The organism is Pseudomonas sp. V98_8 (assembly GCF_029967975.1).
GTDB lineage: Bacteria > Pseudomonadota > Gammaproteobacteria > Pseudomonadales > Pseudomonadaceae > Aquipseudomonas > Aquipseudomonas umsongensis.
In genome coordinates this window covers 73,871-87,001 of sequence record NZ_JASCAE010000055.1, presented here as the reverse complement: position 1 = coordinate 87,001, position 13,131 = coordinate 73,871, and the positions used below count along the sequence as shown (strand labels likewise).

Here is a 13,131-nt window from a genome sequence, read left to right as displayed (position 1 = left end):
GGAGTCGTTATCCCTTAACCGCGTGGGGTCGCAGCAGCCACTTTCACAACCGCACCCGGCGCAACCCTGGCAGGGGCGACTTGTGGCAGGTTGCTGGCTTCCAGCGCTTGTCGTTGTTGGGCCAGGGCCGCGAGGGTTTGCTCGCTGGCCATCGGGATCACTTCAGGAGTGACCGGCGACCCCGGGCGTACCCGCTGCAAGCCCTTGACGATGATGGTGTCGCCCGTGTTCAGGCCGTTACGCACGATGCGCAAGCCTTCGATTTTCGGCCCCAGCTCCACGGCGCGATAAGCCGTGTTGTTGTCGGCATCCATCACCAGTACGAACTTCTTACCCAGGTCCGTGCCCACGGCCTCATCGTTGATCAACATGGCGTTGTAGGTGCCGCTGCCCACCAGTTTCAGGCGAGCGTAAAGGCCCGGCGTGTAACTGCCGTCGCTGTTGTCGAACACGGCGCGACCACGGATGGTGCCGGTTTTCGGGTTGACCTGGTTGTCGACGAAGTTCATCTGGCCCAGGTGCGGATTGCCGTCTTCATTGGACAGGCCCATGTACACCGGGGTGGTGGCGCCGCGTTTGCCCTGGCGGGCGAGCTGGGTGTACTTGAGGAACACGCGCTCGTCGGCATCGAAGTAGGCGTAGACCTTGTCGGTGGATACCACGCTGGTCAGCGGGGTGGTGTCCGCTGTCACCAGGTTGCCGGCGGTGATTTGCGCACGGCTGACGCGACCGCTGATAGGGGCGGTGACGCGGGTGAAGCTCAGGTTCAATTTGGCCAGATCAAGCTGCGCTTGCAGGGCACCGACCGCGGCGCGAGCCTCTTGGGCTGCACTGGTGCGCGAATCGGCCAGCTCGGCGGAAATCGCATTGCTGGTGCGCAGGCGTTCGCCACGCTGGGCTTCGTTTTCGCTGCGGGTGGCATTGGCGCGGGCCTGGGCCACCAAGGCCTCGAGGCGACGGACTTCGGCCTGGAACGGACGCGGATCGATCTGGAACAGCAGGTCGCCTTTCTTGACCAAGGCGCCTTCAGTGAACGTCACTTCATCGATCTGGCCCGATACCCGTGGACGAATCTCTACGGTTTCCGGCGCTTCAAGGCGCCCGGTGAATTCATCCCATTCGTTGACCGGTTGCTCAAGCACCTTGGCCACGCTGACCTTGGCCGCGGAAGGGGTAGCGGCAGTCTCTGGCGTCTTGCCGCAAGCGCTCATCACCACTACGGCCAACACGGCCAACGGCAAGCGCAAATGTTTGAGTGACTGTTCCATGGATGCATCCGCCAATGTATTTAAGATTTGGCGAATGATGCTCGGCAGGGTTGTATCGCACGAATCGAATGGGGCGAAGGTAACTATCATTCGGAATGATAGGAGAGAGCCGGCCAGCTCTCTAGCCTGCGCCTTGCGTCAGGCGGTGATCAACCCGGTTGATGGCAATTGTGTGTTTCCAGATTGGCAATGGTCTGCTTTGGATCGAGTCGCGGCCATTCGCGAGCAGGCTCGCTCCCACATTATTTAAGCAATGCCGTGGGAGCGAGCCTGCTCGCGAAGAGTCTATCAGCCTCGATAAATCAATCGGATCAGGCCAGACTATCCGGATCCCCAAAAAACATCTGAATGCGCGATCTCAACCAACGCTCCCCCGGATCATTGTCCTGGGAACCACGCCACGCCATGTGCAATTCAAAGCTGCGCACCGGCAGCGGTGGATCTTCAGCTCGCACCCCCCCAGCCGCCGTCAGCGCATCGGCCGTATAGTCAGGCACGGTGGCCACAATGTCGGTGCCGCTCAACAGTGTGCCCAGCCCGTTGAATTGCGGCACTGCCAGCACCACATGACGTTTGCGCCCGAGCTTTTCCAGTTCTTCGTCGATAAAGCCGCTCAGGTCACCGGCGAACGACACCAGTGCATGGGGGCGCGCGCAGAAGTCGTCCAGGCTCAAGGGCCCGGGCACGGTGTCGGCGCGCAGCAGTTTTGGCGAGCTGCGGCGCAATACTTTGCGCTTGGCATTGGCTGGCAGGTCCGTGGTGTAGCTGACGCCAATGGAGATTTCTCCGGAGGCCAGCAAATTGGGCATCAATATGTAGTTGACCCGTCGCACCACCAGCACGATCCCCGGCGATTCGGCGCGCAGGCGCTTGAGCAGCATGGGCAGCAGGGCGAACTCGACGTCGTCCGACAGCCCGATGCGAAATACTGCGGTGCTGGTAGCGGGGTCGAATTCGGCGGCACGGCTGACGGCGGTGGAAATCGAATCCAGGGCCGGGGAGAGCAGGGCGAAGATCTCGACCGCGCGTGCGGACGGCTCCATGCTGCGGCCGGTGCGCACGAACAACGGGTCGTCGAACAGCCCGCGCAAGCGCGAGAGCGCCGCACTGATGGCGGGCTGGCCGAGGAACAGCTTCTCCGCGGCGCGGGTCACACTGCGTTCGTGCATCAGGGTTTCGAACACGATCAACAGGTTCAGGTCGACACGACGCAGGTCATTACGATTCATCTTGAGTCCTGGCAGAGTCAGCAAACTTGACGTGAGCGGCCATATGGGAACAATGGCCAGCAGGAATATTACGGGGAAAGGCTGGTACTCTGCACCGAGTAATTCAATTTTCCCACACCGGCTGCTCTGGTTTCCTACGACATTTGTCGAGGTTGCTGCAGCTGCGGAATCAATGACAGGCATGTCGACTATTAATAGCCACTGATAGTGTTGGGTTAAAAGCCCAGCTAGAGTTCAAGGCATTAGAGGTTCAATTGGCGAGGTTTGCGATGTCCCGCACGATCCGTTTTCACAAGTTTGGTCCAGCCGAGGTGCTCAAATGCGAAGAGCATGCGGCGACTCTGCCTGCTCCGGGCGAAGTGCAGGTGCGCGTCGAAGCCATTGGCATCAGCTGGTATGACACCCTCTGGCGCCAGAACCTGGCGTCATCCCACGCTCGCCTGCCTGCCGGTATCGGCCAGGAAATGGCCGGTGTCGTTACAGCCGTCGGTGAGGGTGTCGATGACCTGGAGGTCGGTGACAAGGTTGCCAGTTTCCCGGCCCAAAGCCCCAACGATTATCCGGTCTACGGCGAACTGATCGTTCTGCCGCGTTCGTCGGTAACGCGTTACCCGGACGTGCTCAGCCCGATCGAAGCCAGCGTGCATTACACGCCGCTGTTGATTGCCTATTTTGGCTATGTCGACCTGGCGCGGGTCAAGCCCGGGCAATTCGCCCTGGTCACGGACGCCAGCCACTGCGCCGGCCCTTCGTTCGTGCAACTGGGCAAAGCCTTGGGCGTACGAGTGATCGCCGCGACCAAAACTGCGGAGGAGCGTGAATACCTGCTGTCGCTGGGTGCCGAGAAAGTCATCGTCACCGAGGAAGAAGACCTGTTGATGCGGATCAACAAGATCACCGACAGCCGCGGTGTGGACGTGGTGTTCGATGGTTTGGGTGGCCCGCAGATGTCGTTGCTCGGCGATGTCCTGGCGCCCCGCGGCAGCCTGGTGCTGTACGGCCTGCAGGGCGGTAACCAGACACCGTTCCCGGCGTGTGCGGCGTTCCAGAAGAACATTCAGTTCTTCGTGCACTGCATCGGCAATTTCACCGGCAAGCCGGAACTGGGCATCATTCAGGACCAGGTCGCGCTGCAACGTGCCTTGCGTGACATCAACCAACTGACCGCCGATCGCGTGCTGCTGCCGCTCAAGACCCGGGTTTTCCCATTCGCCGAGTTTGTCGAAGCGCACCGCTACATGGACGAATGCCCATGCCGCGAAAGGGTTGCGCTACAAGTCGAACCTGCTTGACCCCTGCAATAGAGTCCGTGCCTGCACGGACTCTTGCGTTTTTAGCGCTTTGCCTCCCCACATGAGACGTTCCACCGGCCTGTAGGTGGATCGGTTCAGCAACTGAACCGGTTTTTGCTCTCGATCTGTAGCTTCTAATCAACATCCAAGTACTGATAATTGCATGATTACTTTCATCTCAAGGAATGAGTCATGGCCAGGTATCTTGCCGACACTTTTCAGTGCGCGTCGTTGACGCATGTTCGACAACTAGTGATTTTCTGCGTGGTCGGCACATTATTACGAGAAGCTACTTTCCTCATTTTTTGTATTAAATGTCTGTGGGACGCTGTCGGAAATTTCCTAGGATCCCGAAGGCAATCGCAACAAACCCCCGCCAAACTACTGTGCGCCAGTCCTTGCAGGCCCGCCCGGCCTGTAGCGATCAATTATTTCAAATGATGACAAAAAACTTTATTGTTAGCATTTGGTAATAAAGTTCAGTAATTAATCTCCCTTCGGGCATTCCTTGCGCTATGCGTGAAGTTGTTTGCGTTGTGTCGAACTTTTGAATATCAGGTAAATAGAAATGAGCCATATCCATGATCAGGCGATGAATAATGTCTATCAACAAGTGCTGCAACGCTTGTTGAGTTTTTTTTCACGCGCCGAGCGCACGGCGTTGCAGTTGTTGATCCAGCGCCTGGCTGTGGCTGCCGGAGGAATGGATCGGATTGGTGACTACAAGGTATTGGCGGTCCAGTGCGGATCGCGCGACAGTTGCTACACCCTGGCATTGCTGCGTGCCGCACAGTTGACAATCGCCACCCGGGCGCCCACGACATTCAAGCTGCGGTTGGCGACCCTGCGGCTCAATGGCATGAGCCAGCTGGCGCTGGATAACATCCATCGCAGCTACAACGCCTTGTTCGTCTACGACGATCCCCGGGTCGATGTGCTGATGGTTGATAACAGGGAAGTGCTGGCGTTCGATCACCGCGCGCCGGTCTCGCGCGCCGCACGTGAATCCAACCGCATGAACCTGTTGCTGATCGGCCATCGTGGCGTCGTGGACGGACCGCTTGAGCTGTGGGACGACAGTTATTTGGCCACTGGCGAGTTCCATGGTCAGATCGCCCGCTGGAACAATGGCGTCGATGCCTTGGTCAGTGGCGATCCACCGCGCCAGCAGAAGCGGTTCATCGAAGGGCTCAAGCGCGCGGCCGCCAAGGCTGGCCTGGCGACGTCGAACCGTCACGAGGCGGATTACGGCGGGTTGTTCATGTTGCTTGATGAGTTTGGCACCGACTGTTACCAGGCTTTTTATGAGGGCTACGGCCAGGAAGCCTGGCGTCCGGCAGAACAGTTTGAGGCCTGCCGTCGCACGACCTACATCGATATCCACGACGTGCTGGTCAGCCAGCTTGAAGAGCGTTGGCCGCTACTGACTGAGTTTCTCGGGTATCAGCCCGATGAACTGGCAGCTCAACTTGGCGAAAATCAATATGTCAGCGTGGCGGTCTCGGCGCACTTGCGGGGTTTGCAATCCTGCTTCGTCCAGGGCAGCACGTATTTGGCAGGTGTTACACACTACCTGCAGCGCGCCTTGGTGATGATGCGGCGTAACCAGCTATCGGAGCGCTTATGTGAACGGGCGGACAGCGCGTATGGCAACCCCTGCAAGCTGGCTGGCCAGCGCGCACTGATCGCCGACGAGGCTTATCAGAGCTTTGGCCTGAGCGAGGCGCAATGGGTGTGCCTGCTGTTTGCGCCTTTTATCGGGCAGGGTGCGTCACTGGAGCGATTTCTGCGCCAGTGTCACCCAGGCATGCTCGTGGCCATGCCTGAATTACATCGTGCCATGCAGGGGCATCCGGTCGCGGAGCAGATCCTGCAGTGGATAGTCGATGTCAGCGGCCTGCCTGTCAGCCTGGTCGGCAATTTGTATCGCATGCAACCGTTGGTGCAGCAGGCCAAGTCGATGAGCCCGCCCGACAGCCATGTATCGGAACCCGAGCAGGCAAGCGACGAGGCGTCGGTGACCGGTGAACGGTCGACAGGGCGTTGAGCGTGCGCATGTTGCCGAACTCTTCGAGTGAGCGTGACCGCTACCACCACGCAAGCGATCCCCTGCCATGAAAGGACAACGAGAAACCGATTTCGCCTATCAGTCGGTCTACCGATACTTGACCTGCCTGATCAGCGAGCTCGTGAGCGATAGCCGGGTACGTCTGCCATCCTTGCGTGAACTGTCCGAGCGCCTGAGCGTTTCGATCTCGACCATCCAGTATGCCTATGCGCTACTGGAAAAGGAGGGGCGGGTGTATTCGGTGGCCAAGTCCGGTTACTACGCGTTGCCGGTTGCCCCCGCCAGCACGCTCTACGATGGCAGCGACTTGCTCGAGAGTGTGTATGTCAACGCCCGTTTGCCCGCCATGCTGGTCCTGAGTGCGGATGAGCCGGCCTTGCTGCAACCGCTCGACAGCCCATTGTTGCTGCTGGAAAGGGAACTGCTGCGACAATACCCGCGCCAGCCACAGCCGTGTGCGCAGCCCTGTGGTGAACTGGAGCTGCGTACCGCATTGGCGGCGCGCTATACCACCTCTGCGGTGCGCTGCTGGCATGCCGATGATGTCTACATTGGCGCCGACCTTCGCGGCGTGCTGGAAATCCTCATCGTCGTGCTGGCGCTCAAGGATGCCGCGGTGGTCGTCGAGTCGCCCTGTGACTGGGCGATACTGCGCTTGTTCCAGGCAGCCGGTGTGAAGGTGATCGAATGGCCGTTGCTGGGCGACGGTAGCCTGGACGACAAGTGCCTTCGGGACCTGCTGGAAGCCGAGCCGGTACGCCTGGTGGTGGTGTCGTCAGGGCTGAACATGCCCCGAGGCAGCAGGGCACCCGATGAGAACCGGCAAGTGATCGCGAACTTGCTGGAGCGGCATGGCAGTTGGGTACTGGAAAACGATTGTTATGGCGAACTCGGGTTTGAGCCCGATCAGCGGCGATTTCGCGATCTGTTGGCCCCGGAGCGCTTGATGGTGTTTTCCACGTTCGAAAAGATCATCGGCCCGGAAGCCCCTTATGGTTACCTGCTCTCGCGCCACATGAGCAGCGAGCTGCAACGGCAATTCCTGTTGCGCGCCTTTCGCTTGTCGCCGATTCGCCAGAAAGCCATCGCCCGCTTGTACAGCAACGGTCGCATCGATCAACACCTGCAGGTGCTGCGCCGACGCCTCAAGGACGGCAAGGAGCAAATGGCCCGGATGCTCCAGGAGCGCCTGGGCGACGCGCTGCAGTTCGTCGAGCCCCAGGGCGGGGCGACGATCTGGCTGCGTTCGTTGCGCCAGGTCGATATGAGCCGGGTGTTCCAGCGGTTGCTCAGGCAACAGGTGGTCGTTGCGCCCGGCGAGTTGTTCAGTCTGCAAGGCCTGCATGGGCAACACTTGCGCTTGAGCCATGGCTTTGGCAACGACCAGGAACTGGCCGCCGTGCTGGGTTTGTTGGGGGATGCCTTGCGCCTCGAAGCCGTTGATTGAGCCGTTGCAAAATGATGCCAATGGAACGATTCCATCGAGCACTGGACAAACTGCATCGCGCTAAGGTCAAACTGCCAGTAAACTCCGCTTCTACACCTGAACTCTATTCCAGAGGTATTGCATGACACTCAGTCCTTTTGCGGGCAAACCGGCACCGGCAGAATTGTTGGTAGACATCCCGCGACTGGTCACGGCCTATTACACCGGCCAACCCGACGCCGCCATTTCGACCCAGCGGGTGGCCTTCGGTACGTCCGGGCACCGAGGCAGCTCGTTCGACTTGAGTTTCAACGAATGGCACGTCCTGGCGATCAGCCAGGCCATTTGCCTGTATCGCGAGGCCCAGGGTATCAATGGCCCTTTGTTCGTCGGCATCGACACCCACGCATTGTCCACGCCGGCGGGTGCCAGTGCCCTGGAAGTGCTGGCGGCCAATGGCGTGACGGTGATGATCGCCGAGGGTGACGAATACACGCCGACCCCAGCGGTTTCCCATGCAATCCTGTGCTACAACCGCGGCCGTACCTCTGGCCTGGCGGATGGCATCGTCATCACCCCATCCCACAATCCGCCGCAAAGCGGGGGCTACAAATACAACCCGACCAATGGCGGCCCGGCCGATACCCACATCACCAAGTGGATCGAAGCCAAGGCCAACGAACTGTTGGCGAACAAGCTCGCCGGGGTCAAGCGCATCAGCTACGAGCAGGCGCTGAAGGCCAGCACCACCCATCGCCACGACTACCTCAACACCTATGTCGCCGACCTTGTCAATGTGATCGATTTCGACGCCATTCGTGATGCCAAGCTACGCCTGGGCGTTGACCCGCTGGGTGGTGCAGGCGTGCGCTACTGGTCGGCGATTGCCGAGCATTATCGCCTGGACCTGGACGTGGTGAACCGGCAGGTCGACTCGACTTTCCGCTTCATGACCGTCGATTGGGACGGCCAGATTCGCATGGACCCATCGTCCAGCCACGCGATGCAGGGGCTGATTGGCCTCAAAGAGCGCTTCGACGTGGCCTTCGCCTGCGACCCGGATCACGACCGCCATGGCATCGTGACTCCCTCTGGCGGCCTGCTGGCGCCGAACAGCTACCTGGCCGTGTCGATCGATTATCTGTTCCAGAACCGTCCGCACTGGCGAGCCGATGCCGCGGTGGGTAAAACCGTGGTCAGCAGCGGCTTGATCGACCGCGTGGCCAAGCGCCTGGGACGCCGCCTGTACGAAGTGCCTGTGGGCTTCAAGTGGTTTGCCGATGGCCTGTTCGACGGTTCCCTGGGCTTTGGTGGCGAAGAAAGCGCGGGGGCTTCGTTCCTGCGCAAGGACGGCACCGTCTGGTGCACGGACAAGGACGGACTGATCCCGGCCTTGCTGGCGGCTGAAATGACCGCACGTACCGGTCGCGACCCAAGCCAGGCCTACCGGGCCCTGACCGATGAACTGGGCGAGCCGTTCTCGGTACGGGTGGATGCCAAGGCCAACCCGGAACAAAAGGCCCTGTTGAGCAAGCTCTCACCGGATCAGGTCACCTCGACTGCACTGGCGGGTGAACCGATCCAGAGCATTCTCAGCCATGCGCCGGGTAACGACCAGGCCATTGGCGGCCTTAAGGTCATGACCGAAAATGGCTGGTTCGCGGCGCGCCCGTCGGGGACCGAGGATATCTACAAGATCTACGCGGAAAGCTTCATCAGCGACGACCACCTCAAGCAGTTGGTGGCTGAGGCCCAGACCCTTGTAGATGGCGCTATTAGTGCGAAATGATTGATGGCCGTCTTCGCGGGCGTCACGTGTCTGTAGGAGCGAGCGGGCGGCGATCCGACTTGCCCGCGAAGAAGGCAGCATGAACACCGATGTACTCCAGCCAAATAAAAAAGGGCGACCTTCCACGGTCGCCCTTTTTTGTTCGATTTACTGAATCAAGCCAGATCCACCAACACGATCTCACTGTCCTCGATAGCCGTCACCCGCAACACCTGCTCTTGGGCGACCGCAACACCGTCTCGAGCTTGTGCACGCAAGCCATTGACTTCAATGACACCTGTGGCCGGCACCAGGTAAGCACGACGACCGTTGTCCAGGCGATACTCAGCGGTTTCGCCGGCCTTCAGGTTTGCCGCCACCAGGCGCGCATCGGCGCGGATCCGCAGGCTTTGATCGTCCCCGGGCTTACCGCTGGCCAGGGTCACGAAACCTTCGCGCTGGCCTTTGGGAAATGGCTTGGCCCCCCAGGAAGGTGCCAGGCCGGATTCATTGGGAATGATCCAGATCTGAAAGATCTTGGTCGGCGTCGCTTCCAGGTTGTATTCGCTGTGGGCAATGCCGGTGCCGGCGCTCATTACCTGAACGTCACCCGCTTCAGTGCGACCCTTGTTGCCCAGGTTGTCCTGGTGGGTAATTGCGCCTTCACGGACATAGGTGATGATTTCCATGTCCCGGTGCGGGTGTTGCGGGAAACCGGTGCCCGGGGCAATCACGTCATCGTTCCATACCCGCAAGTTGCCCCAGTTCATGCGCTTGGGGTCATGGTATTCGGCGAACGAAAAGTGGTGATGGGCATCCAACCAGCCATGGTGAGCGCCGCCAAGCGAGTTGAAAGGTCTGAGTTCAAGCATGATCGTCTCCTGAAAGGTTCGTCATGGGGCGCACGGCCTGGCCACGAATCGAGACCGGTTGTTGATGACGGGCATCATCCATCAGGCAACAATCGATAAAAAGCGTAAAAAATGCCTCATAATCATCGATCAATTTGATAGGAATTACGCTCGCAAGCGTCTCATCCAACCTTCAATACCGCCCATAAGTCGATGAGTCATAAGCATTTCACTAGAACTCAAAAGCAAATACAGACACCATAGCCCTCAACAGCCTCACACCCTGGAGTCCGTCCGCGTGCCGCAACACACCCCCGATCTTCCGCCTGAACTTCGCCCGCTGGCCGAGATGCCATTGCTCAAGCGCCTGGCCGCGCGCTTTTTTGGTCATGGCCTGACGCGCCTGCGCGCACAACACCGCGCCTCTTGGTTGCACGGTCAGGCAGACGGTTTTCGTAGCGGTCATAGTGCCGGGGTGGACTATGGGTACAAAGAAGGCAAGCTCGAGGGCCTGGAAGAGGGCCGGCAAGTCTTGCTGATTCGCGACTCACGCTGCACCGAGCACCGGCCACCCAACATCGATGACCATCTTTTCGACGATTGGCGCCTGCCATTGACCGCCGAACTGAAAAAACGCATGAAAGCCGACGTCGCCCGGTTGCTGCCGGCACATGCCCAGCCCAGCGCTGCGCAGTGGAAAATGATCTTCAGTGACACACCATCAACGTCGGTGATTGCCGGTGCGGGCGCCGGCAAGTCGACGACGCTGGTCCTGCGTATCCTGTTGCTCAGTCACTACCTGGGGTTCGAACTGAGCTCGATGACCGTGGTGACGTTCACCCGTGAGTCGCGCAAGGACTTCATCAATAAACTGATTGAGCTGTTTGCGCTCTGGGGGCATGCACTGGGTGTGCGCGAGGCGCGTGACCTGGTGCGCACCTTCCATTCGCGCATATTGCCGATGGTTCGCAGCCTGCCGGGCTTCGAACGGCTGCAAGCCTTCGAAAACCTCAGTCACCGAGCGCAAGGCGCGGATGACGAAGTGGACAGCAACCCCTTCGATCTGCGCATCAATGACGCTCAGCGTCAGCAACTCAATGCCTGTTATCACGCGTTGCACGGTCGCGATGAGCGTTTTCGCGAGCTGATCAAGCCATTGTCTCGTCACGCTTTGCAACTCAAGGAGCTGGAGCGCGACCACCCTGATGTACAGAAGCGCATGGCCGTCACCGAGTTGGCGGCCAAACGCGATGAAGAGCTCTGCGACCTGGTGGAAGACTTGTGGTTTCGCGCCGGCGCCTGGCCGATCAAAGGCATAGAGCCCAAGCGCCAGGCTTTCGATATCAACGGCAGTACCTTTCACTGCCACGGTTACATTGCCTCGCTGGACGCTTGGGTGGTGCTGGGATTCGACCCTGGCGAAAATCCGCAACTGACCCGGCCAAATGCCAAGCTTACGTTGCGTGCGGAAACCGCGGTAAAGCGCACATTGTTTCAAGCTTTCTGTCGTAAACCATTGATATGGATAGATAATTACGAATCCTCAAAGCGTGTGCTGGCGTCCCTTGGGGGCGATGCCAGCGCCGGGCCTGGCTTCGATTACAAGGTCAAGGGAGAGCTGGCGTCCGCGCCATTGCTGGACTGTTTTGTCGCTGCCGCCGGGTTCATCGAAAACCTCGGCCTGGATGTGCCGACTGCCGTGGGCCAGATGAGCTTTGCCAAGGATGACCCGGACCGGTTCTTCTTCGAAGCCTTGAGTCTGTACTGGCGCGCCCTGGAAGACCATTTGCTCGACCAGAAACCGCCCGTCATGACCTACAACCGCATGTTCGCGCTGTTTAGCGAACACTCCCCGGAAAACCTCAAGCTGCTCAGTGACGAGCTCTTGCGGCCGCTGTCGCACTTGATGATCGACGAGTTCCAGGATGTTTCGCCGCAAATTGTCTCGTGGATCCGTGCCAGCCTGGCCGAAATCCGCAGTCGCGGGCCGGCGATGCACGTCGGGCGCGGCGCCCAGCACTCCTCATTGCTGTGCGTAGGCGATGACTGGCAGTCGATTTACGGCTGGCGTGGCAGTTCGCCGACCTATTTCATGGAGTTCAACAAAACGTTCTCGTCGCCGAGTACCACCAAGGTCATGCTCAGCGACAATTATCGCAGTCACCAGCACATCATCGACGCCGCTGAATACATCGTGCGGGCCGCGCCTGCGATTGCGGGCAAGAAGGCCAAGGCCAGTGGCGAGCCAAAGGCCTTGCTGCCGGTCAATGTGCTGGATCGAGACGATCAGGGGATGGCCGAGCGCTTGATGGAGCACTATCGCAAAGGCGACTCAATCTTGATGCTTTATCGAAAAAGTAGCGATAAGTCATTGATAGAGCGATATATTCATCCTGTACTTAATGTTGATTCTAGCTTGCCGTTTGAAGCGCGACGCCTCAAGCAACTGACGTATCACAGCGCCAAGGGGCTTCAGGCTGACGCGGTATTCCTGCTTGGCGATTGCCAGCACCTGACCCGTTCTCCCTACAAGAACCAGGTGTACCGTATGGCGGGCCTGGGCAAGGCTGGCGACAGTGAGCCTTATGACAATGCCCAGAAAGACGAGATTCTGCGCCTGGCCTACGTGGGCATTACCCGGGCCGTGAGCCATTGCTATTGGTATGTCGATGCGCAGGACACCCAGGCGGTAAACATGCCCAAGGCGTCGGACCGGATCGGCAAGGGCAAGGCGTTTTTCGCCGATCATCGGCGGGCCAAAACGCCGGCATGACCCATGTAGTAGCCTGCGGTGCGGCTCTTACAAGGTGTACATGTACCCCTCTACATCCTTGATCCCGTAAAAAACACAAAGCCCACATTATCGTGGGCTTTTGATGGAAGACCTGCCGTCAGGCATAACTCCTGAGGGCCACCGGAGGAATGAACGCTTCGAGCTCATCCTCCACGGCTTCGATTATTCGTTCGACGTCGGCGGCGTTCATCACCGTCGAACAGGGGATACCAGCGATGGCGATCATGGTCTCGCCACTGGCTCGATCAAACAAACGGGCGATCATGCTGCCCGGGGCGTCCATGCTTGCCTCGAAACCCATGGGATGGAAATGCCAGCGCATCAGCTGGCAGGCGTTTGGGAAAGTGACCTTGCTGAACCCTTTATTCATGTGTTGCCCGCCTTCTTCATCGAGCGCTTCCGTTAGCTCAGGTTAGGTGGGAGGAGCCTTCATTG

Annotated in this window: 9 protein-coding genes; 5 read left to right on the top strand and 4 right to left on the bottom strand. The window is 59.3% G+C overall.

Translation table 11 applies throughout. The features are described 5' to 3' along the window. Positions 1–14 precede the first annotated feature (14 nt). Together mexE and QLG10_RS19210 are read right to left on the bottom strand one after the other, a co-directional pair. Positions 15–1,268, bottom strand: a complete 1,254-nt coding sequence (mexE, locus tag QLG10_RS19215; protein WP_020797110.1) for a multidrug efflux RND transporter periplasmic adaptor subunit MexE — start codon at positions 1,266–1,268, stop codon at positions 15–17. Positions 1,269–1,579: 311 nt separating this feature from the next. After that, entirely contained in the window at positions 1,580–2,497 is a 918-nt protein-coding gene (locus QLG10_RS19210) for a LysR family transcriptional regulator (RefSeq protein ID WP_020797109.1), read from the bottom strand. Between the two features lie 269 nt (positions 2,498–2,766). Between QLG10_RS19210 and QLG10_RS19205 the strand changes: the two genes are divergently transcribed. The 4 genes from QLG10_RS19205 (at position 2,767) to pgm (ending at position 9,072) form a co-directional block, all read left to right on the top strand. After that, positions 2,767–3,789: a zinc-dependent alcohol dehydrogenase family protein gene (locus QLG10_RS19205; RefSeq protein WP_282487848.1), complete on the top strand. Its 1,023-nt coding sequence runs from the start codon at positions 2,767–2,769 to the stop codon at positions 3,787–3,789. A gap of 568 nt (positions 3,790–4,357) precedes the next feature. After that, positions 4,358–5,836: a hypothetical protein gene (locus tag QLG10_RS19200; protein ID WP_282487847.1), complete on the top strand. Its 1,479-nt coding sequence runs from the start codon at positions 4,358–4,360 to the stop codon at positions 5,834–5,836. Between the two features lie 67 nt (positions 5,837–5,903). After that, a complete protein-coding gene (locus QLG10_RS19195; protein ID WP_110747404.1) occupies positions 5,904–7,304 on the top strand; it encodes a PLP-dependent aminotransferase family protein in 1,401 nt (466 codons plus the stop codon). 121 nt (positions 7,305–7,425) lie between these two features. Further along, the gene (gene pgm, locus QLG10_RS19190) at positions 7,426–9,072 is read left to right on the top strand and encodes a phosphoglucomutase (alpha-D-glucose-1,6-bisphosphate-dependent) (protein WP_188264481.1); all 1,647 of its coding nucleotides are present in this window, start codon (positions 7,426–7,428) and stop codon (positions 9,070–9,072) included. A gap of 155 nt (positions 9,073–9,227) precedes the next feature. Here pgm and QLG10_RS19185 read toward each other — a convergent pair whose 3' ends face one another. Beyond that, complete coding sequence (locus QLG10_RS19185) at positions 9,228–9,923, bottom strand: pirin family protein (RefSeq protein ID WP_110747398.1); 696 nt, start codon at positions 9,921–9,923, stop codon at positions 9,228–9,230. Between the two features lie 277 nt (positions 9,924–10,200). On the opposite strand from QLG10_RS19185, the gene QLG10_RS19180 reads away from it, so the two are divergent. Continuing rightward, the gene (locus QLG10_RS19180) at positions 10,201–12,675 is read left to right on the top strand and encodes a UvrD-helicase domain-containing protein (protein ID WP_282487846.1); all 2,475 of its coding nucleotides are present in this window, start codon (positions 10,201–10,203) and stop codon (positions 12,673–12,675) included. Positions 12,676–12,793: 118 nt separating this feature from the next. On the opposite strand, the gene QLG10_RS19175 is transcribed toward QLG10_RS19180, so the two are convergent. Next, complete coding sequence (locus QLG10_RS19175; RefSeq protein WP_033043601.1) at positions 12,794–13,066, bottom strand: DUF1652 domain-containing protein; 273 nt, start codon at positions 13,064–13,066, stop codon at positions 12,794–12,796. Between the last annotated feature and the right edge of the window lie 65 nt (positions 13,067–13,131).